This is a genomic window from Bradyrhizobium sp. CCGB12, from assembly GCF_024199845.1.
Taxonomy (GTDB): domain Bacteria; phylum Pseudomonadota; class Alphaproteobacteria; order Rhizobiales; family Xanthobacteraceae; genus Bradyrhizobium.
Window position 1 is genome coordinate 203,899 of record NZ_JANADO010000001.1, and the last position, 19,455, is coordinate 223,353.

Annotated in this window: 19 protein-coding genes and 1 pseudogene; 7 read left to right on the forward strand and 13 right to left on the reverse strand. The window is 63.1% G+C overall.

Annotation, left to right across the window (positions count from 1 at the left end; translation table 11 throughout):
• Positions 1-179: 179 nt before the first annotated feature.
• The 5 genes from NLM27_RS00955 (at position 180) to NLM27_RS00975 (ending at position 5,759) form a co-directional block, all read left to right on the forward strand.
• Complete coding sequence (locus NLM27_RS00955; RefSeq protein WP_254141552.1) at positions 180-413, forward strand: hypothetical protein; 234 nt, start codon at positions 180-182, stop codon at positions 411-413.
• A 6-nt stretch (positions 414-419) separates the two neighbouring features.
• Positions 420-728, forward strand: coding sequence for a hypothetical protein (locus tag NLM27_RS00960; protein WP_254141553.1), 309 nt, complete (start codon positions 420-422; stop codon positions 726-728).
• 258 nt (positions 729-986) lie between these two features.
• Positions 987-2,930 carry a PrkA family serine protein kinase gene (locus NLM27_RS00965; protein ID WP_254141554.1) on the forward strand — a complete coding sequence of 648 codons (1,944 nt, stop codon included), beginning with the start codon at positions 987-989 and terminating at the stop codon, positions 2,928-2,930.
• A 19-nt stretch (positions 2,931-2,949) separates the two neighbouring features.
• Positions 2,950-4,227 carry a YeaH/YhbH family protein gene (locus NLM27_RS00970; RefSeq protein ID WP_254148724.1) on the forward strand — a complete coding sequence of 426 codons (1,278 nt, stop codon included), beginning with the start codon at positions 2,950-2,952 and terminating at the stop codon, positions 4,225-4,227.
• Positions 4,224-5,759 (forward strand): SpoVR family protein, encoded by a 1,536-nt coding sequence (locus NLM27_RS00975; RefSeq protein WP_254141555.1) that lies wholly within the window; start codon positions 4,224-4,226, stop codon positions 5,757-5,759. Before NLM27_RS00970 ends, NLM27_RS00975 begins: the two co-directional genes overlap by 4 nt.
• Before the next feature lie 247 nt (positions 5,760-6,006).
• Here the strand turns inward: NLM27_RS00975 and NLM27_RS00980 are convergent, their stop codons facing one another.
• The 6 genes and pseudogenes from NLM27_RS00980 to NLM27_RS01005 all read right to left on the reverse strand — a co-directional run bounded on the left by NLM27_RS00980 (position 6,007) and on the right by NLM27_RS01005 (position 8,892).
• A complete protein-coding gene (locus tag NLM27_RS00980) occupies positions 6,007-6,447 on the reverse strand; it encodes a DUF1801 domain-containing protein (RefSeq protein WP_254148725.1) in 441 nt (146 codons plus the stop codon).
• Positions 6,448-6,460: 13 nt separating this feature from the next.
• On the reverse strand, positions 6,461-6,664 hold the full coding sequence (locus tag NLM27_RS00985; RefSeq protein WP_254141556.1) for a hypothetical protein: 204 nt from the start codon (positions 6,662-6,664) through the stop codon (positions 6,461-6,463).
• Positions 6,665-6,705: 41 nt separating this feature from the next.
• On the reverse strand, positions 6,706-7,137 hold the full coding sequence (locus tag NLM27_RS00990) for an SRPBCC domain-containing protein (RefSeq protein WP_254141557.1): 432 nt from the start codon (positions 7,135-7,137) through the stop codon (positions 6,706-6,708).
• The gene (locus NLM27_RS00995; RefSeq protein ID WP_254141558.1) at positions 7,134-7,457 is read right to left on the reverse strand and encodes a helix-turn-helix transcriptional regulator; all 324 of its coding nucleotides are present in this window, start codon (positions 7,455-7,457) and stop codon (positions 7,134-7,136) included. The genes NLM27_RS00990 and NLM27_RS00995 overlap by 4 nt, the downstream gene beginning before the upstream one ends.
• Positions 7,458-7,723: 266 nt before the next feature.
• Positions 7,724-8,174: pseudogene (locus NLM27_RS01000) on the reverse strand (DsrE family protein).
• A 97-nt stretch (positions 8,175-8,271) separates the two neighbouring features.
• Positions 8,272-8,892, reverse strand: a complete 621-nt coding sequence (locus NLM27_RS01005) for a hypothetical protein (protein ID WP_254141559.1) — start codon at positions 8,890-8,892, stop codon at positions 8,272-8,274.
• 322 nt (positions 8,893-9,214) lie between these two features.
• Here NLM27_RS01005 and NLM27_RS01010 point away from each other — a divergent pair, with 322 nt between their 5' ends.
• Positions 9,215-10,765, forward strand: a complete 1,551-nt coding sequence (locus tag NLM27_RS01010) for an SUMF1/EgtB/PvdO family nonheme iron enzyme (RefSeq protein ID WP_254141560.1) — start codon at positions 9,215-9,217, stop codon at positions 10,763-10,765.
• 18 nt (positions 10,766-10,783) lie between these two features.
• On the forward strand, positions 10,784-11,233 hold the full coding sequence (locus NLM27_RS01015) for a DUF4399 domain-containing protein (RefSeq protein ID WP_254141561.1): 450 nt from the start codon (positions 10,784-10,786) through the stop codon (positions 11,231-11,233).
• Here the strand turns inward: NLM27_RS01015 and NLM27_RS01020 are convergent, their stop codons facing one another.
• The 7 genes from NLM27_RS01020 to pqqD all read right to left on the reverse strand — a co-directional run bounded on the left by NLM27_RS01020 (position 11,234) and on the right by pqqD (position 19,451).
• Positions 11,234-12,289: a 2-oxoacid:ferredoxin oxidoreductase subunit beta gene (locus NLM27_RS01020; protein ID WP_254141562.1), complete on the reverse strand. Its 1,056-nt coding sequence runs from the start codon at positions 12,287-12,289 to the stop codon at positions 11,234-11,236.
• Complete coding sequence (locus NLM27_RS01025; RefSeq protein WP_254141563.1) at positions 12,286-14,133, reverse strand: 2-oxoacid:acceptor oxidoreductase subunit alpha; 1,848 nt, start codon at positions 14,131-14,133, stop codon at positions 12,286-12,288. Before NLM27_RS01025 ends, NLM27_RS01020 begins: the two co-directional genes overlap by 4 nt.
• Positions 14,103-15,902 carry an FAD-dependent oxidoreductase gene (locus tag NLM27_RS01030; RefSeq protein WP_254141564.1) on the reverse strand — a complete coding sequence of 600 codons (1,800 nt, stop codon included), beginning with the start codon at positions 15,900-15,902 and terminating at the stop codon, positions 14,103-14,105. Before NLM27_RS01030 ends, NLM27_RS01025 begins: the two co-directional genes overlap by 31 nt.
• A 237-nt stretch (positions 15,903-16,139) precedes the next feature.
• Positions 16,140-16,817 (reverse strand): DUF4286 family protein, encoded by a 678-nt coding sequence (locus tag NLM27_RS01035; RefSeq protein ID WP_254141565.1) that lies wholly within the window; start codon positions 16,815-16,817, stop codon positions 16,140-16,142.
• 150 nt (positions 16,818-16,967) lie between these two features.
• On the reverse strand, positions 16,968-17,954 hold the full coding sequence (gene pip, locus NLM27_RS01040; RefSeq protein ID WP_254141566.1) for a prolyl aminopeptidase: 987 nt from the start codon (positions 17,952-17,954) through the stop codon (positions 16,968-16,970).
• Entirely contained in the window at positions 17,944-19,143 is a 1,200-nt protein-coding gene (pqqE, locus tag NLM27_RS01045) for a pyrroloquinoline quinone biosynthesis protein PqqE (protein WP_254141567.1), read from the reverse strand. The genes pip and pqqE overlap by 11 nt, the downstream gene beginning before the upstream one ends.
• Positions 19,140-19,451 (reverse strand): pyrroloquinoline quinone biosynthesis peptide chaperone PqqD, encoded by a 312-nt coding sequence (pqqD, locus tag NLM27_RS01050; RefSeq protein ID WP_254141568.1) that lies wholly within the window; start codon positions 19,449-19,451, stop codon positions 19,140-19,142. The genes pqqE and pqqD overlap by 4 nt, the downstream gene beginning before the upstream one ends.
• Positions 19,452-19,455: the final 4 nt, after the last annotated feature.

Below are 19,455 nucleotides of genomic sequence, written 5' to 3' on the forward strand. Positions count from 1 at the left end.
TCCGCGCCGGTCCTGACGCGCTATCCTCTAGCGTACATGCTCCCGGGAGGGAACCAATCAAGGGTACAGACGTATATCCTCCCGGGTAACTCCGTCGCGATCATGGCGATCCGGGCGGCAGTGGGTGTGCGTTGCGTAAAAAGTCGCTGGCCGTGAGCGATCGGCCAGGATCTCGCAGCGTGACTTCAGCCATTCGTTTCGTCAGCTCGTGGCCGTGCGGAGTGCCATCAGCGGACTTCAATCGGGCTGGTGCGCTGGGGAAGCATGCGCGCACATGCAGCGGCATTGATTTCGCTGTCGGCGGCAGCCCACCTTCGGTCGCGCCGAGCGTAGGCAGCGACGTGGCCCGCGATCTCGACATCGTCACTCCCTATCGCATCCGCGATCTCCGTATCGGCAACGAATTTCTGTAGTGGGACTTGATCGCGGAAATTTCGGCCGAGAAGCGCCGCCACCACAAGATGATCCTGCTGACGCCGACGCTGGTCTTGCTGCGACAGTTCTGCACGATCCGTGCCTTTGGCGCGTTCCGCACGGGGCGATCGCAGCGTCATCCGGTCGGAGAAGCCTGGCGACCGATTTTGATGCTGGGCCTGCCGCGACCGTCGCGCTGTCGGTGGTCCAACGCACCGCATTGCAGCAGGAAGATGAACGAAACGCTCAAGGCTTCGCCGTACAAGCGTCATAAGATCGCCGCTGGCAGATCGCTATGCTGCAGCGCCGGATGAACAACATCCCCGGTAATGCCCGGATGTTGCGACCGAGTGACATTTTCTGGAAATGAGCGAATATGGATGTAGATTCGCTCAAATTACAGGCATGTGCCTGTTCGTAACTCAAAGAGTGCCTACGTTGTGCGTTGCGTCGAGTCGGCACCCGGGTGTCCAATGATCGTCATGTGCTCACGCTGATTCGAAACGGCCTGAGGAACGGTCCGGTAACTGCTTTCGTTTCAGCTTGTAGCGGAACTCACGCGGAGAGGGATCATGTACAACGATTCTCTATTCAACGCTTTCGCTCGGTCGTTCGAGGCGAGAAGCCAGCACGACATGTCGATGGCGGAATATCTGGAATCGTGTCGAAGCGATCCCATGAAATACGCGAACGCGGCCGAACGACTGCTAGCTGCCATCGGTGACCCCCAGACGATCGACACGGCCAAGGATACCCGCCTTGGCCGTATTTTTTTGAATCGCACGATCCGCACCTACCCGGCCTTCGCCGGCTTCTACGGCATGGAAGAAACCATCGAGCGCATCGTCGGCTTCTTCCGTCACGCAGCTCAAGGTCTCGAAGAGCGCAAGCAGATCCTCTATCTGCTCGGCCCGGTCGGCGGCGGCAAATCCTCGCTCGCCGAGCGGCTGAAGTCGCTGATGGAAGTGCATCCGATCTACGTGCTGAAGGCCGGCGACGAACTCTCACCCGTGTTCGAGAGCCCGCTCAGCCTGTTCGATCCCGATCATCTCGGCCCGATGCTGGAAGAGAAGTACGGCATTCCGCGCCGCCGCCTCACCGGCCTGATGAGCCCGTGGTGCTACAAGCGGCTCGAAGCTTTCGGCGGCGATATTTCCCAGTTCCGGGTCGCAAAAATCCAGCCGTCGCGGCTACGCCAGATCGCGATCTCCAAGACCGAGCCGGGTGACGAGAACAACCAGGACATCTCCTCGCTGGTCGGCAAGGTCGACATCCGCAAGCTCGAGACCTACGCGCAGAACGATCCCGACGCCTACAGCTATTCCGGCGGCCTCAATCGCGCCAACCAGGGCATTCTTGAATTCGTCGAGATGTTCAAGGCCCCGATCAAGATGCTGCATCCGCTGCTCACTGCGACGCAGGAAGGCAATTACATCGGCACCGAGAACATCGGCGCGATTCCCTTCACCGGCGTCATCCTGGCGCACTCCAACGAGGCCGAGTGGGCGAGCTTCAAGGCCAACAAGAACAACGAAGCCTTCATCGACCGCATCTGCGTGATCAAGGTGCCGTACTGCCTCAGGGTCACCGAAGAGCAGAAGATCTACGAGAAGCTGATCCAGGGCTCCGAGCTCGCGGCCGCGCCTTGCGCCCCATCGACGCTGGAGACGCTGGCGCGGTTCTCGGTGATGTCGCGCCTGCGCAAGCACGAGAACTCCACGCTGTTCGGCAAGATGCGGGTCTATGACGGCGAGAGCCTGAAGGAATCCGATCCGAAGGCGCGCAGCGTCCAGGAATATCGCGACGCCGCCGGCGTCGACGAGGGCATGGACGGCGTCTCTACCCGCTTCGCCTTCAAGATACTGGCTGCGACCTTCAACCACGATCCGCAGGAAGTCGCCGCCGACGCCGTGCATCTGATGTACGCGCTGGAGCAGTCGATCCGCAGGGAGCAACTGCCCGAGGAAGTCGAGAAGCGCTATCTCGAATTCATCAAGGCGGAGCTGGCGCCGCGCTATGCCGAGTTCATCGGCAACGAGATCCAGAAGGCCTATCTGGAATCCTACTCGGATTACGGCCAGAACCTGTTCGACCGCTACGTCGACTATGCCGACGCCTGGATCGAGGATCAGGACTTCAAGGATCCCGACACCGGCCAGCTGCTCGATCGCGAGCTTTTGAACCAGGAACTGACGAAAATCGAGAAGCCGGCGGGGATCGCCAACCCCAAGGACTTCCGCAACGAGGTCGTCAAATTCTCGTTACGCTCGCGGGCCCAGAACGGCGGCAAGAATCCGACCTGGACCTCCTACGAGAAGATTCGCGATGTGATCGAAAAGCGGATATTCTCCCAGGTCGAGGACCTGCTTCCGGTCATTTCCTTCGGGTCGAAGAAGGACGGCGAGACGGAGAAGAAGCACGGCGAGTTCGTCGCACGCATGGTGGAGCGCGGCTACACCGAGCGTCAGGTTCGCCGGCTCGTCGAATGGTACATGCGCGTAAAGCAGGCCGGTTGAGGCGGATGGGAAAGTGGCCATTCACATTATTGACAGGCGCCTGAATCCAGGCGGCAAGAGTCTTGAGAACCGGCAGCGGTTCTTGCGTCGGGCCAAATCCCTGGTGCAGGGCGCCGTCAAGAAGACCTCGCAGGAACGCGACATCAAGGACGTCCTGGAGGGTGGTGAGGTCACGATCCCGCTCGACGGCATGCACGAGCCGCGCTTCCGCCGCGAAGGCGGCACGCGCGACATGGTGTTGCCCGGAAACAAGAAGTTCATCGAGGGCGACTACCTCCAGCGGTCCGGCCAGGGCAGCGCCAAGGATTCCGGCCCGGGCGAGGGCGACAGCGAGGACGCCTTCCGCTTCGTGCTGAGCCGTGACGAGTTCGTCGACCTCTTCCTGGATGACCTCGAGCTGCCCGATCTTGCCAAGCGCAAGATCGCGCAGACCGAGAGCGAGGGCATCCAACGCGCCGGCTACACCACCTCGGGCTCGCCCGCCAACATCTCGGTGAGCCGGACGGTGCAGCTCGCACTCGCCCGCCGCATCGCGCTCCGCCGTCCCCGCAAGAGCGAGATCGAGGAGCTCGAGGCCGAGATCGCCGCGTGCACCGACGAGGATGTTCGCATCGAGCTGCTGGACAAGCTCGCGAAGCTCAAGGCGAAGTCCAAACGCATTCCCTTCATCGACCCGCTCGATATCCGCTACCGCCGCTACGAGAAGGTGCCGCGGCCCGTGGCGCAAGCCGTGATGTTCTGTCTGATGGACGTCTCCGGTTCGATGTCCGAGCACATGAAGGATCTGGCCAAGCGCTTCTACATGCTGCTCTATGTGTTCCTGAAGCGGCGCTACAAGCATGTCGAGATCGTCTTCATCCGCCACACCGACCGCGCCGAGGAGGTGGACGAGCAGACCTTCTTCTACGGTCCGGCCTCGGGCGGCACGCTGGTCTCCAGCGCGCTCCAGGCGATGCATGAGATCGTGCGCGAGCGCTTCAATCCCTCGGACTGGAACATCTACGCTGCGCAAGCCTCGGACGGTGACAATTCCTATTCCGACGGCGAGCTCACCGGCATGCTGCTGACCGACAAGATCCTGCCGGTCTGCCAGTTCTTTGCCTACCTCGAGGTCGGCGAATCCGGCGGCAGCGCCTTCGATCTCTCCGATTCCTCGCTCTGGACCCTTTACGACCGCCTGCGCAACAACGGCGCACCGCTCTCGATGCGCAAGGTCTCGGAGCGCAGCGAGATCTTCCCGGTGTTCCACGACCTGTTCCAGCGCCGCCAAACTACTCAGGAGAAGGCCGCTCCATGACGGAACGCTTGTTCGAAGGCGCGGATTGGGATTTCCGCACCTTGCAGCGCATCACCGACGCCTGCGAGGAGGTGGCGCTGAAGGATCTCGGCCTCGACGTCTATCCGAACCAGATCGAGGTGATCACCGCCGAGCAGATGCTGGATGCGTACTCGTCGGTCGGCATGCCCTTGTTCTACAAGCACTGGTCGTTCGGCAAGCATTTTGCGTTTCACGAGGCGTCCTATCGCAAGGGCCTGATGGGCCTCGCCTATGAGATCGTGATCAACTCCTCGCCCTGCATCTCCTACCTCATGGAGGAGAACACGGCGACGATGCAGACGCTGGTGATCGCGCACGCCGCCTTCGGCCACAACCACTTCTTCAAGAACAACTATCTGTTCAAGCAGTGGACTGACGCCGAGGGCATCCTGGATTATCTCGACTTCGCCAAGAACTATGTCGCGACCTGCGAGGAGCGCTACGGCCGCGTCGAGGTCGAACGCACGCTCGATGCCGCGCATGCGCTGATGTCACACGGCATCGACCGCTATCCCGGCAAGAAGAAGCTCGATCTGCGCGCCGAGGAGAAGCGGGCAGGGCGCCGCCGCCAGCATGAGGAAGAGGTCTTCAACGATCTCTGGCGCACCGTGCCGAAGGGCGCCGCCAAGAGCCGGTCCGCGCTCAGCATCGAGCGCCGCCGCAAATTGCTCGGCCTGCCGCAGGAGAACTTGCTCTACTTCCTGGAGAAGAGCGCGCCGCGGCTGGCGCCGTGGCAGCGGGAGCTTTTGCGCATCGTCCGCCACATCGCGCAATATTTCTATCCGCAGAGCCAGACCAAGGTGATGAACGAGGGGACGGCGACCTACGTCCACTATCGCATCATGACCGAGCTGCATCAGCAGGGCCGCATCACCGACGGCAACTTCCTCGAATTCCTGGGATCGCACACCAACGTGGTGTTCCAGCCTGAATTCGACGATCAGCGCTTCTCCGGCTTCAATCCCTATGCGCTCGGCTTTGCCGTGATGCAGGACATCGAGCGCATCGTCACCAGGCCGGAAGACGAGGACCGCGAATGGTTCCCCGATATCGCCGGGAAGAACGACGTGATGGGCGTGCTGCGCGATGTCTGGGCCAATTACCGCGACGAGAGTTTTATCGGCCAGTTCTTAAGTCCGAAGCTGATGCGGCAGTTCCGCATGTTTCATCTGCACGACGATCCCGAGGAGCGTGCCGGCATCCGGGTCGATGCTATCCACGACGAGCGCGGCTTCCGCCGCGTGCGGCGCGAATTGGCGCGGCAGCACGATGTCGGCTACATCGACGCCAATATCGAGGTGGTCGATGTCGATCTCTCCGGCGACCGCCGGCTGATCCTGCATCACCACGTCATCAAGGGCTCGCAGCTGAACGAGACCGATGCCAAGCGCGTGCTTCAGCATCTAGCCGATCTCTGGACCTACGACGTCTCGCTGATCGAGGTCGATGCCAATGACAAGGTCCTGCGCGAATATGTCGTGAGCCCGCGCCCGATCCCGGCGGCGGCCTGAGGGGGGCCGTTAGCTGCTGGATCTAGCGTTTTGAGCACTGCGAGCGAGATGGGCTCCCTCCCCCGCTTGCGGGGGAGGGCTGGGGAGAGGGTATCTCCGCAGTGGAACTCCCCAAGAGGAGAGAACCCTCACCCGGCGCGCGGGACGATGCTTCGCATCGCCCGGGACGCGCCGACCTCTCCCGCAAGCGGGAGAGGTTGCAGCCTCCCCGCGGCTGCTCAATCCATCAAACGTGGAGCTATGTGCCCTACGCCGACCGCTTCTTCGCCGGCTTCTTCTTGGCCGCATTCAGCTCGACCGCCGCACGGATCAGCGCCTTCAACGCCTTCTCGTCGATTGTCTCGCCCTCGCGAATATCGATCGCGCGCCGCACATTTCCCTCAAGGCTGGAATTGAAGAGACCGGCCGGATCCTCCAGCGCTGCGCCCTTGGCAAAAGTCATCTTCACCACGGCCTTGTAGGTCTCGCCGGTGCAGATGATGCCGTCGTGCTCCCACACCGGAACGCCGCGCCATTTCCATTCCTCGACGACGTCAGGATCGGCCTCCTTGATCAAGCCGCGGATCCGCGCCAGCATCGCGCCGCGCCAGTCGCCGAGCTCCTTGATCCTGCCGTCGATCTGCCGGGAGGGGGAGGCCCCATCCGCTTGCTTCGCGCCAGCCTTCTTCACCGTCACAGCCGTCTTCATCATCTCGCCCCATTCACGCGTTGCTGCGGCTGACATAAGGCAGCGCGAACAGATAGATCCCGGTCGCGAGCAAAGGAATGAGTGGGACGAGCGCCAGGAAGCCGATCCACACGGCCGGGACCTGCATGATCATCGCCACGATGTTGGCGATGACCGCGAGCGTGAAAGCCATCGACAGCCAGCGATGAATCTGCCGAATCCACATCTGCGTGCTCATTGGGACCTCCTTGAAAATGATCGGAATGGACGGCGGTGGAGCTAGCTTGCACGCGCCAGCACTTCGTCCAGCCTGGCGAAGAACTGCTTCCAGCCGGCATGCGCGCCGCCAAAGGCCTGCTTCTGCGTCGGGCTGAAGCCCGCCTGCTCGACGCGTAGATGCGTGCCCGCACCTGTCGGCGTCAGCGTGAAGGTCACGACGCTCTTCAGGTCGAACGCCGCATCCTCATGCGAGAAATTCCAGGTGTAGGCGAGACTCTTCTGCGGCTCGATGGCGAGCACCTCGCAGTCCAGCACGCCGCCCCATTCGCCGCGCAGGTTGAACTTGTGGCCGACGGTCGGCTTGAAATCGTTCTTCATCAGCCATTCCTCGATCAGATGCGGCTGCGTCAGCGCGCGCCAGATCCGCTCCGCCGGAAAGGCAAATTCGCGCTCAATCACGACGGAGCGTGTCTCGCTTGAGGTTTCAGTCATTGGTCCATCCTCTTCAAGAGATCGTCGAGCGCATCGAGCCGTCTCTGCCAGAAGTCGGCCATCTGGCTGGTCCAGTCGATCAGCGGATTGAGCGCGCCCGGCTGGGCGCTGTAATGGGTCTGTCGTCCCTCATGCCGGTCGCGCACGAGGCCGGCCTGCTTCAGGGCGCCGAGATGTTTCGAGACCGCCGGCTGGGAAACGCCCGACAGTGCCGTCAGTGCCCCGACCGTCTGCTCGCCCTCGCGGCACAGCCGCTCGAAGATCGCCCGCCGGGTGGGGTCGGCGAGCGTCCTGAACAGGAGGTCGGTTGCGGCAGACATGCAAGATCCATAACCTATAAGTTATGGATTGACTCATAACCGCAGGGTTATGGATAAGTCAAGCGCGATTGAGATTTCCGGTTTGTGAAGCGAGAGGCATCCGCGGGCTCCTCTTACCTCTCCCGCTTGCGGGAGAGGTCGGCGCGAAGCGCCGGGTGAGGGTTCTTTCCTCTTGGGGATTGTCCCACCGCGGAGACACCCTCTCCCCAGCCCTCCCCCGCAAGCGGGGGAGGGGGCGCACCTGTTTCGCGACAACCGAAGTCGCCCTACGGCCGCAAATACAGGTAACCCTGCGCCTGAAGCTCAGCCAGGCGGACCACGCCGCCTTTCTCCGCGCTGACGAAGCCCGGCAGCAGCTCCCGCAGCGTGACGTTCTGCGCCTTCATCGTGTTGCCGCAGGCCGCGAGCTCGACGCCGTCCTTGGAGAAATCGCCGACGCGCTTGCTGACATCGGGGTTGGCCTGCGCCGCGTGAAACGCCTTCAGCGCCCGGCCCGTGGATCACCAGCGCGATCGTGACATGGTCGGGGCCACCGACACCGTCGATGTGGTTCTGGATGCTGCCGAGCACGAAATTGACCTTCTCGGCGTCGCTGAGGTGGTAGACCACCTTGAGCTTGTTGCCCGGGCCGGCCTCGGTCGCGGCTTGTGCACGCGAGGCGCCAAACGCTGCGCCCAAGGCCGAAACGGCGCTCCACAAGATGTTCCTGCGGTTCATGGCGATCTCCCTCAAAGCATGATCCGGAGACGTGCGAAGCGGTTTTCCGGAAAGATCATGCGTAAACAACGACTGGCCGCAAATCGCCGGCCACATATCATTTGTGGCGGAGCGCGGCGAGTTCCTTGCGGTCGGTCACGAGCGAGGCGCATTCGCTGGTGTCGGTGCGGTCAAGGCGGAAAATCTTGTCATCGGCGCCGGCCACAAGCGAGCGTTCGGCATCGTCGTCCGGCTTGTTGTTCTGCCAGACCCTGACACGTTCGAGCCGCACGATCGCCGACTTGTCGTCCTTGGAGAGCGCAACGCCGATGCCGCCGCCCTCGCAGTCGACGCCGCAGCCGAGACGCACCTCGTTGCCGCTTTTGGTGAACACGGCGTGGTTACACGAGCCGCTGGAGTCGAAATCGCCGCTGCGATGACGGTACCTGAAGCCGAGGCGGAAGGAGTTGTGGAGCTCCTTGTCCTCCTTGTCGACTTCCGCGGAGATCAGCAGCTTCATCGAGGCGACCTTCTGCTTCGGGTGCCGCGCCAGATGGTCGGCATCGTAGCGGCGGACGAAGCAGGCATAGGCCTTGTTGCCGGGCGCGCCTGCATACATGCGCGCATTGAAGGTCTCGCCCTCGGCCTTGCTGGCCTCGCGAAGGTCATCGCCTTCCTCGGCCCGGGCGAGGCTGGTCAGCGCCGCCAGAGTGAGGACAGCAAGGATGGGGAGCTTCATGACGGCCTCGAGCGCGTGAAAACTGCACCGCAGCAGGACAGAGCTGCTGTCTGTTAGACGCAGGCGAGGTGCCCCGCGTTCAACCATCGCAAGTGCCCGTGCGGCCATCGCGGTGCGGACTTGGGCCAGTGGCCTCACGCCGAGCCTTAGTCACGGATGGGAGGAAGAAGGTTCAAGTAATCGCGAGGCTTGATTCCGCGGAACTCGGTGGCGGCGATCGCTGCGACTTTGTCTCGGTTCGTCAATGTGATAGCCTTCACAGACGACTGCCTTTGGCAGTCGTAAGCTGGGACTGCCTTGTCAGTTTGTGGAGTCCCCTGCAATGGGCGAAATTCGCAACTTCAAATCCGGCAATCAGGATGGGCCGCCTCCAGACGGCCCTACGCCGCCTCCACACGGCGCTATGCCTCGTCGTCTCGCGGCGATCATTGTCGGTGACATCGCTTCCTATAGTCGCTTGATGCAGGCCGACGAGGAGGGAACGCATCTCCGCGTCAAGCGGATCGAGCGGGACCTCATCCAGCCCAGCATCGTCGAGCACCATGGAAGTCTGGTGAAGACGACGGGCGACGGGTTCATCGCGATCTTCGACAGTCCCGTCGAGGCTGTTCGATGCAGCATCGTCATCCAGCAGAACCTCGTCGGCCGTAATGCCTCGCTCGCGAAGGATTCCCGGATCGAATACCGGATCGGCGTCAATCTCGGTGATGTCATCGTCGAGCCGGACGATGTCTATGGCGACGGTGTCAACATCGCGACACGCATCGAGGGCATTGCTGCGCCTGGTCAGGTTTACATCTCGGGCGCGATCTACGAGCAGATCAAGCACAAGGTGGTATGCGGCTATGAGTCCCTCGGCGACCGGAAGGTCAAGAACATAACCGATCCCGTGCGCGTCTACCGCGTGCTGCCCGACGCAGACGCGGTCGGCAGCACGCGAAGCCGGCGCGAGAATGCCCTTATATTCCTGCTGGGCCTCATGCTGCTGGTCATGGCCGGTGGCGTGCTCTGGTCGCTGCTGCCGCAGACACCCGGCGGGACGAGCGAGCAGGCTGCCACGCCTGCCGCTTCTCCCAGCGTGTCACCGATCCCGCAGCCCCCGCCGCGCGAAGCGACGACACATACGCCGCAGCCGTCTCCCTCATTGGCTTCGGCGCCGCCGCCGCCCGCGCCGTCGCCAAGCCCATCAGTGACGCCGATTCGCGAACCCGAGATGATCCCAATTCGCGGCGGCAGCTTCGCGATGGGAAGCAATGACGATCCGACCGAACGGCCTGTCCACCAGGTCACGATCAAGCCGTTCTCGATCGGAAAATATCCGGTGACCGTGCAGGAGTGGAACGAATGCGCCGCTGCAAAGGGATGCGCATTCACCGCCACCGGCAAGGACGATGCTCCGATCAACAATGTGAGCTGGACCGACGCGCAGCAATATGTCGTCTGGCTCGCGCAGGCGACGAAGAAGCCCTACCGGCTTCTGAGCGAAGCCGAGTGGGAATATGCGGCGCGCGGCGGAACGCAGACCAAATATTGGTGGGGCGACAGGCTGCAGCCGGGGATGGCCGGGTGCAAGGATTGCGGTGATCTCGCGGCCGAGCAGCCGGCCAAGGTCGGCAGCTTCAAGCCCAATCCATTCGGGCTCTATGACATGGGCGGCGGCATCGATCAGTGGGTCGAGGACTGCTGGCACAGGACCTATCAGGGCGCGCCGAGCGACGGCTCGGCGTGGAGCAGTGCGGACTGCAGCTCTCATGTCCTGCGGTCGGGCTCCTGGAAGAACGATTCAAGATATGTGCGGTCGTCAAACCGCGATGGTTACGACACCAATGTCCGTTACCCCACGCATGGATTCCGTGTCGCGCTCAGTCCGTAGGTGCTGGAGTCAATTTTGATGAAGATCATTTCCGTTGTCGCGCTGGCGGCCGCGATTGCATTGCTCCCGGGCGCGGCCTACTCGCAAGGCAAGACCGCGCCCAAGGACGCCAAGCTCTATTTCATCACGCCCTATGACGGCCAGAAATTTCGCGGTGCATTCTGGGTCCGGTTCGGCTTGCGCAACATGGGCGTGACGCATGCCGGCGACGACTACCAGAACGCCGGCCATCATCATCTGCTGGTCGATGTAAAAGATCCCATCGATCCCAAGGAGCCGATCCCTCAGGACAAGTCGCACCTGCATTTCGGCGCTGGGCAGACCGAAACCTTGCTCGACCTTCCCCCGGGGACGCACACGCTCCAGCTCGTGCTCGGCGACGCCAAGCACTATCCGTTCGAACCACCCGTCGTGTCGGAGAAGATCACGATACGCGTCAGGCAGCCTGTCTCGGCGCGGAATAGATGATCATCGCAGGCTGGCGTTGATCTTGTCCAGCACCGCCGAGCCCGGGCACAGCGTGTCCGCTTCCAGCGTGTTGAGCGGCGTCTCGACCGTGTCGAGATGCTCGTGCAGGTCTTCCGCGTCGGGATCGACGTAGAGGAGACCGGTGACGATCTGGCCCTTGGCGGCGTGCCTCGCGAGGAAGGTCTGGGCCCCTAGCCGGTCGTGCGGATCGTAGTCGGCGTCGATCTTGCGGAGCGCGACCTTGCTGCCGTCGTGCTGCTCGACCACCTGCACTGTGCCCGGTGCGTAATCCACAGCGATTGGATCGCGCCCGACCAGCACGTCGAGCCTGTTCACGGCGTCATTGTGCTCGCGGACATAGTCAAAACTCTTGGTTGAGCCGGCGTGGTTGTTGAAGGCGATGCAGGGGCTGATGACGTCGATGAAGGACGCACCCTTGTGACGGATCGCGGCCGCGATCAGCGGCACCAACTGGGTCTTGTCGCCGGAGAATGAGCGCGCCACGAAGGTGGCACCTAACTGCAGCGCGATCGCGACGAGGTCGATGGCATTGTCGGTGTTGGTGACGCCCTTCTTGGACTTCGAGCCGCGGTCGGCGGTGGCCGAGAACTGGCCCTTGGTCAGGCCGTAGACGCCGTTGTTCTCGACGATATAGGTCATGTTGACGCCGCGCCGGATCGAATGCGCGAACTGGCCGAAGCCGATCGAGGCGGAATCGCCGTCGCCGGAGACGCCGAGATAGATCAGGTCGCGATTGGCGAGGTTGGCACCGGTCAGCACGCTGGGCATGCGGCCGTGCACGGAGTTGAAGCCGTGCGAATTGCCGAGGAAATAGTCCGGCGTCTTCGACGAGCAGCCGATGCCGGAGATTTTCGCCACCCGGTGCGGCTCGATCGAAAGCTCATAGCAGGCCTCGATGATCGAGGCCGTGATCGAGTCATGACCGCAACCGGCACACAGCGTCGAGATCTTGCCCTCGTAGTCGCGGTGGGTGTAGCCGAGCTCGTTCTTCTTCAGCCCCGGATGATGGAATTTGGGCTTGGCAATATAGGTCATGACACGGCCTTGCGGAGCGGGGTCACCTTGAGGTGATCCTGGTGGTCGCCAATGGCTTTTGCGATGAAGCGGGCGGTGATCGGGGAGCCGTCGTAATGCACGATCGGCACGAGGCGGACGGGATCGATGCCGTTCTCGTTGACGATGAGCTGGCGGAGCTGGCTGTCGCGGTTCTGCTCGACCACGTAGACGAAGTCGTGCTCGGCGAGGAAGCTCGCGACGCTCGAGTGGAACGGGAAGGCGCGAATGCGCACGCGGTCGAGCTGATGCCCGCGCGCCTCGAGCAAGCCGATCGCCTCGTCCATCGCCGGCGAGGTCGAGCCGAAATAGATCACGCCATATTTGGTCGGCCGTTCTGCATTGGCCTGCAGCGGCCGCGGCACCAGGTCCTGCGCGGTCTCGAACTTGCGCACCAGGCGCTGCATGTTGTCGGCGTAGACCGAGCCTTCCTCTGAATAGCGCGCATAGCGATCACGCGAAGTGCCGCGGGTGAAGTAGGAGCCCTTGGTCGGGTGCGTGCCGGGATAGGTGCGGTAGGGAATGCCGTCGCCATCGACGTCGAGATAGCGGCCGAAGTCGCGGCCTTCCTCCAGCATTCCCGTGGTCATCACCTTGCCGCGGTCGTACTGCCGCGCGTCGTCCCATTTCAGCGGACGGCAGAGGCGATGGTTCATGCCGATGTCGAGGTCGAGCATCAGGAAGATCGTGGTCTGGAGCCGCTCGGCGAGGTCGAAGGCGGCAGCCGCGAATTCGAAGGCTTCGGCAGGATCTTCCGGGAACAGCAGCACGTGCTTGGTGTCGCCATGCGAAGCATAGGCGCAGGCGATGATGTCGCATTGCTGGGTGCGGGTCGGCATGCCCGTCGAGGGGCCGGCGCGCTGGATGTTCATGATCACTGCCGGAATTTCGGCGAAATAGGAGAGGCCGATGAACTCGGTCATCAAGGAGATGCCGGGGCCGGAGGTCGCGGTGAAGGCGCGGGCGCCGTTCCAGGACGCGCCGATGACGATGCCGATGGAAGCCAGCTCGTCCTCGCCCTGCACGATCGCGTATTTCGCCTTGCCGGTCTCGGGATCGTGCCGGTACTTCTTGCAGTGGGCGGTGAAGGCTTCTGCCACCGACGAGGACGGCGTGATCGGATACCAGGCGCAGACCGTGGCGCCGCCATAGACGGCGCCGAGCGCGGCGGCGCTGTTGCCTTCGATGAAGATGCGGTCGCCGACCTTGTCGGACTTCTTCACCCGCAGGCCGAGCGGGCATTTCAAATTCTGCAGCGCCCAGTCGCGGCCGAGATGCAGCGCGTGGACGTTAGAGGAGAGCAGCTTCTCCTTGCCCTTGTACTGCTCGCCGATCAGCTGCTCGATCAGCTTCGGGTCCATGTCGAGCAACGCGCTGAGCGCGCCGAGATAGATGATGTTCTTGAATAGCTGGCGCTGGCGCGGATCGGTATAGGTCGAGTTGGTGATCGCGGTGAGCGGTACGCCGATCACGGTGATGTCGTCGCGGAATTTGGTCGACGGCATCGGCTTGGTGGAATCGTAGAACAGATAGCCGCCCGGCTCGATGCCGGCGACGTCCTTGTCCCAGGTCTGCGGGTTCATCGCCACCATCAGGTCGACGCCGCCGCGGGCGCCGAGATGGCCGTCTTCGGTGACCCGCACCTCGTACCAGGTCGGCAGGCCCTGGATGTTGGAGGGGAAGATGTTGCGCGGGGAAACCGGGACGCCATGGCGCAGGATCGCGCGCGCGAACATCTCGTTGGCGCTGGCCGAGCCGGAGCCGTTGACATTGGCGAAGCGGACGACGAAGTCGTTTACGCTGCTGAGCGGCTTTTTGTCGGGCATGTCGAACCTGCGTAGGTCATCTCGATGAAATATTTCTGCATGTCCCAGGCGCCGGTGGGACAACGCTCTGCGCACAGTCCGCAATGCAGGCAGACGTCCTCGTCCTTGATCATCACGCGCCCGGTCTTGAGATCCGAGGAGACGTAGAGATCCTGGTCAGGATGCGGCGACGGCGCCTTCAGGCGCTGGCGCAGATCGCCCTCTTCGCCGTTATCAGTGAAAGTGATGCAATCCATCGGGCAGATGTCGGCGCAGGCATCGCACTCGATGCAGAGCGAGGTCGAGAACACGGTCTGGACGTCGCAGTTCAGGCAGCGCTCGGCTTCCCCGAGCGCGAGCTTGACGTCGTAGCCGAGCTCGACTTCGGCGCGGATGTCCTTCAGCGCGATCACCTTGTCGCGATGCGGCACCTTGAAGCGCTTGTCGTTTGAGATGTCGTTGTCATAGCTCCATTCGTGGATGCCCATCTTCTGCGAGGAGATTTGCACCTCCGGCAGCGGACGCTCGGTGATGTCCTCGCCCGAAAGCAAGCGATGGATCGACAGCGCGGCGTCATGGCCGTGCGCGACCGCCCAGATGATGTTCTTGGGCCCGAACGCAGCGTCGCCGCCGAAGAACACCTTTGGATTGGTCGAGACGAAGGTCTTCGGATCGACCTTGGGCATGTGCCATTTGTCGAACTCGATGCCGCAATCCTGCTCGATCCAGGGGAAGGCATTCTCCTGGCCGACCGCGACCAGCACGTCGTCACAGGGAATGGTCTGATCGGGGTCGCCCGAAGGCACGAGGTTACGGCGGCCTTTGTCGTCGTATTCGGCTTTGACGTGCTGGAAGGTGACGCCGATGAGCTTGCCGCTGACATGCTTGAATGCCACCGGCACCATGTAGTTGAGGATCGGAATGTCCTCGTGGAGCGCGTCCTCCTTCTCCCAGGGCGAGGCCTTCATCTCCTCGAAGCCGGAGCGCACGATCACCGTGACTTTCTCGCCGCCGAGCCGGCGCGCGGTGCGGCAGCAATCCATCGCGGTGTTGCCGCCGCCGAGCACGATCACGCGCTTGCCGATCTTGTCGACATGGCCGAACGACACGTTGGCCAGCCATTCGATGCCGATATGGATGTTGGCGGCGGCCTCCTTGCGGCCGGGAATGTCGAGCTCGCGGCCGCGCGGCGCGCCGGAGCCGACGAAGATCGCGTCATACTTTTCCGCGAGCAGCGACTTCATGCTGTCGATGCGCTGGCCGCCTTTGAACTCGACGCCGAGACCCAGGATGTAGCCAGTCTCCTCGTCGATCACGGAGTTGGGCAGGCGGAATTTCGGGATCTGCGTGCGCATCATGCCGCCCGCTTCCGGATCGGCATCGAACACGGTGCATTGATAGCCGAGCGGCGCCAGATCGCGCGCCACCGTCAGCGAGGCGGGGCCGCCGCCGACCAGCGCAACACGCTTGCCGTTCGTCGGTGAGGGCCGCGGTAGGCGCTGCTTGATGTCGTCCTTGAAGTCGGCCGCGACGCGCTTCAGCCGGCAGATCGCGACGGGGGTTTCCTCGACGCGTCCGCGCCGGCACGCCGGCTCGCATGGACGATCGCAGGTGCGTCCCAGAATTCCGGGAAACACGTTCGATTTCCAATTGATCATGTAGGCGTCGCTGTAGCGGCCCTGGGCGATCAGACGGATGTATTCGGGAACCGGGGTGTGCGCAGGACAGGCCCATTGGCAATCGACCACTTTGTGAAAGTAGTCGGGGGCCGCGATGTCGGTCGGTTTCATTCCTACCCTGTCCGCGTAGGCTCAAAGACCCCGCGGCCTTTTGTTGAGCTTGGCGAGCGCTTATTGCGCTTCGATCTGGTTTCTGAATGACGTCATTGGGTTAGCTTATTAGAACCGCTCCGAAGTACAACGGCAAATTTGTGCGATCACCGGCTTTCATAGGAGCTGCGCGCGCACAGCATTAACGCAGGCGCGCGATATGTGGCGGTGCAATATGTTGCGATGCGTATGAACGCGTCAGCTGCGCGCGATATCGCTTTTCGCGAGGTCCCACATCAGGCAGTAGGTGCCGACGGAGACCGGAAGCGGGAAGGGCGCGGCGGCAGGGCCGGTGAAGCGCTCGGCGATCACGGCAGAGACCGCGCCGACATGTGTGCCGTCGATCAGCACGAACCAGTCGTGCGCGCCTTCGTTACGCACCGCCGGAATATCCGCAGTTGCGCCCGACAATTCCGGCTCGCTTTCGAGCAGATGCATCGAGATGATGCCTTCGCGGTCCTGCGGCGCCAACCTTTCCTGCAGTGCATCACGCCATGCGGCGGCATTGTCCGGCGTCGGCCGCAGCCGCACGAGGCCGAGCGCAGCGCCGCGGCCGGTGCCCTTGCTGATGGTGATGCGCGCGACGACGCGCAGCATGTCCTTGAAATGCCCCATGCTCCGCCGCGACCATTCGGTCTGGTTGGCGAGCCGCGTCCGGTAGGCAGGACTGTCGAGCACGTCGAGCGTCGCGGTGGAATACAGCGACAGATATTTCGGATTGGCGGCATGCGCGACATAGCGCCGCGCCTCCAAAAATCCGTCGATCGCGACGCGCTCTTCCAGATGCTCGCGATCGTACCAGCGGTTGAAATCGGTCTCGTTGGCCGCGTCGATGTTCATCGACGTCAGCAGCATGCCTTTCCCGGCGAGCGGCATTTTCTTGTCCTTCCCATGCTATCCCTCATGGTTGAGGTCCGGACGATGCTACGCATCGCCGGGCGAACCATGAAGGCTCGCTGCAGCCTATCGGCCTTCATCCTTCGAGACGCGCGCGAGGGGCGCGCTCCCTAGGATGAGGGGATAGATCTATCGCGGAATCTTCGATGCGAGATCGGCGATCGACCTCATCACCGCGTCCCTCACGCCGGTATCATAGAGCGAATGTCCGGCTTCTTCCACGATGCGAAGCTCGGAACCGGGCCAAACTTTCGCGAGCGCCTGGGATGTCTCAGGCGGGCACAACAGGTCGTAACGCCCCTGGACGATGATCCCGGGAATGCCGGCGAGCTGCTCCGCCCTTCGCAGCAGCTGATCCTCGCTCATGAAGGAGTTGTTGAGAAAATAATGCGCTTCCATGAACGGCGTCGCAGGCAGCGTGCGCCAGACGTTCAGTGACGCGACGTCCAGCCGCGTCTTCGCGGGCTTGTGCTCGGACAGGGTGCGCTCGGTGTCGTGCCAGGCCCGCGCGGCAGGGCCGTGCACGGCCGGATCGGCGTCGAGGATGCGGCGCCAATAGGCCTCCACCGGACGCGTATGCTCGTCGGGCGGCAGCACGCTCAGAAAATCCTCGTGGAGCGCGGGATAGAATTGCGACAGGCGCGAGGTGAACGCCGTCTCGACCTCCGCCCGGGTGCCGAGGAACGTCGCGCGCAGCGCGATGCCCGAAACGCGCGCGGGATGTGCCTGTGCATATGCCAGCGCCAGCGTCGCGCCCCAGGAGCCGCCGACCAGCATCCAGCGTGAGATGCCGAACTTTTCGCGGATCTTCTCCATGTCAGCGATCAGGTGCGCCGTCGTGTTGTGCTCGCGCGACCCCTTCGGGCGGCTGCGGCCGCAGCCGCGCTGGTCGAACAGCACCGCGCAGAAGCGATCGGGATCGAACAGACGGCGATGATCGGGCTGGCAGCCGCTGCCGGGCCCGCCATGCAGATAGACCGCGGGGATTCCGTCCGCCCGGCCGACGCTCTCGACATAGAGCTCGTGTCCGTCGCCGACGTCGAGCATGTCGGAGGTCAGCGGCGCAAAGGGATCGGCACGTTTGATCGAGCTGGCCGCGTCGGCGTCAGGTCCCATTCTCGGATTCCAGGGTGCCGCCCGCGAAATTGCGGTAGAGGAAGCGATTGGTTTCGCCCTCTGCCTCGCGCTCGGCCTGCTTGAAGATGGTCTCGTGCAGCGGCGACAGCGCGCAGGCGGGATCGGTGTTGGCGGCATCGCCGGTCAGCGCAAAGGCCTGACAGCGGCAGCCGCCGAAATCGATCTCGCGGAATTCGCAAGTCTTGCACGGCTCCTTCATCCAGCCGGTGCCGCGATAGCGGTTGAAGGCGTCCGAGTTCTGCCAGATCCAGGCGATCGAATGGTTGGAGCGCACCGACAAGAAGTCGAGCCCGGTGATGCTCTCGGCGGCGTGGCAGGGCAGCACCTTGCCGGCCGGCGAGATGTTGAAGAACTGCCGGCCCCAGCCGCCCATGCACTTCTTCGGCCGCAGCGCGTAATAGTCGGGAACGACGTAGTCGATCGTGAGCCGGCCCTTGAGCCGCTCGCGGGCCTCCTCGACCAGACGGGTGCATTCGTCGAGCTGCGCTACGGTCGGCATCAGCGCGGCGCGGTTCTTCAGCGCCCAGCCGTAATATTGCACGTTGGCGACCTCGAGCCGGTCGGCGTCGAGATCGAGCGACATCTGGATGATGTCGGGGAGCTGGTGCAGGTTCTGCCGGTGCATCACCGCATTCACGGTGAGCGGCAGATCGAGCTCGCGAGTCCATTTCGCCACTTCGAGCTTCTTGCGATGGCCGCCTTTGTAGCCTGCGACGCGGTCGGCAAGGCCTTCCTCGATGCCCTGGAAAGAGATTTGCACGTGGCAGAGCCCGGCATCGGCGAGCTCGCTCAGCCGCTCGCGCGTCAGCAGCACGGCCGAGGTGATCAGGTTGGTGTAGAGGCCGACGTCGCTGGCATGCCTGACCAGCTCGACCAGGTCCTTTCGCGCCGTCGGCTCGCCGCCGGAGAAGTGCACCTGGAGCACGCCGATCTCGGCGAGCTCGCTCAAGACCTTCTTCCATTCGTCGGTGGTCAGCTCCTTGCCCGAGCGGTCGAGCTCGACCGGGTTGGAGCAATAGGGGCATTGCAGCGGGCAGCGATGGGTGATCTCGAGCAGCACGGCGAGCGGAATGCCGAACGTCTCCGCGGTCGAGCGCTGCTTCTCCAGCACGGCGAGGCTGTCGCTTGTCTCAAGCGGGACTATGGGACTGCCGAGCACATCGCTCATGATGTCTTCTCCCGGGCCTCCGTGAGAAAGCTCTTGTCGGCGAGATCTTGGAGCATGACGATGACGTCGGCGAGGATCGCCTCGCGCGGCGCGGCATATTTCGCCGCGAGCTGATCGGCGACGTCGCCGACATTGCGCTCGCCGTCACAGAGCTGCAAGACCTCGACCGCGATCTCGTCCGGCGCCAGCACCCGTTCCGGCGCCAGGATCACCCAGACTTGCCGCGTGTCGTCATATTTCAGCTTGGCGTGCCGCGGCAGCACGGGGCGGCTTGCCTCGCTGACGCTGATGTTACGCGGCCCGGCCATTGTT

Excerpts from the sequence above, each read along its gene's own strand:
- NLM27_RS00965 (WP_254141554.1), top strand. The coding sequence starts at position 987 with ATGTACAACGATTCTCTATTCAACGCTTTCGCTCGGTCGTTCGAGGCG.
- NLM27_RS00975 (WP_254141555.1), top strand. The coding sequence starts at position 4,224 with ATGACGGAACGCTTGTTCGAAGGCGCGGATTGGGATTTCCGCACCTTG.
- NLM27_RS00980 (WP_254148725.1), bottom strand. The coding sequence starts at position 6,447 with ATGAAGACGGCTGTGACGGTGAAGAAGGCTGGCGCGAAGCAAGCGGAT.
- NLM27_RS00985 (WP_254141556.1), bottom strand. The coding sequence starts at position 6,664 with ATGAGCACGCAGATGTGGATTCGGCAGATTCATCGCTGGCTGTCGATG.
- NLM27_RS00990 (WP_254141557.1), bottom strand. The coding sequence starts at position 7,137 with ATGACTGAAACCTCAAGCGAGACACGCTCCGTCGTGATTGAGCGCGAA.
- NLM27_RS00995 (WP_254141558.1), bottom strand. The coding sequence starts at position 7,457 with ATGTCTGCCGCAACCGACCTCCTGTTCAGGACGCTCGCCGACCCCACC.
- NLM27_RS01005 (WP_254141559.1), bottom strand. The coding sequence starts at position 8,892 with ATGAAGCTCCCCATCCTTGCTGTCCTCACTCTGGCGGCGCTGACCAGC.
- NLM27_RS01010 (WP_254141560.1), top strand. The coding sequence starts at position 9,215 with ATGGGCGAAATTCGCAACTTCAAATCCGGCAATCAGGATGGGCCGCCT.
- NLM27_RS01015 (WP_254141561.1), top strand. The coding sequence starts at position 10,784 with ATGAAGATCATTTCCGTTGTCGCGCTGGCGGCCGCGATTGCATTGCTC.
- NLM27_RS01020 (WP_254141562.1), bottom strand. The coding sequence starts at position 12,289 with ATGACCTATATTGCCAAGCCCAAATTCCATCATCCGGGGCTGAAGAAG.
- NLM27_RS01025 (WP_254141563.1), bottom strand. The coding sequence starts at position 14,133 with ATGCCCGACAAAAAGCCGCTCAGCAGCGTAAACGACTTCGTCGTCCGC.
- NLM27_RS01030 (WP_254141564.1), bottom strand. The coding sequence starts at position 15,902 with ATGAAACCGACCGACATCGCGGCCCCCGACTACTTTCACAAAGTGGTC.
- NLM27_RS01035 (WP_254141565.1), bottom strand. The coding sequence starts at position 16,817 with ATGCCGCTCGCCGGGAAAGGCATGCTGCTGACGTCGATGAACATCGAC.
- pip (WP_254141566.1), bottom strand. The coding sequence starts at position 17,954 with ATGGGACCTGACGCCGACGCGGCCAGCTCGATCAAACGTGCCGATCCC.
- pqqE (WP_254141567.1), bottom strand. The coding sequence starts at position 19,143 with ATGAGCGATGTGCTCGGCAGTCCCATAGTCCCGCTTGAGACAAGCGAC.
- pqqD (WP_254141568.1), bottom strand. The coding sequence starts at position 19,451 with ATGGCCGGGCCGCGTAACATCAGCGTCAGCGAGGCAAGCCGCCCCGTG.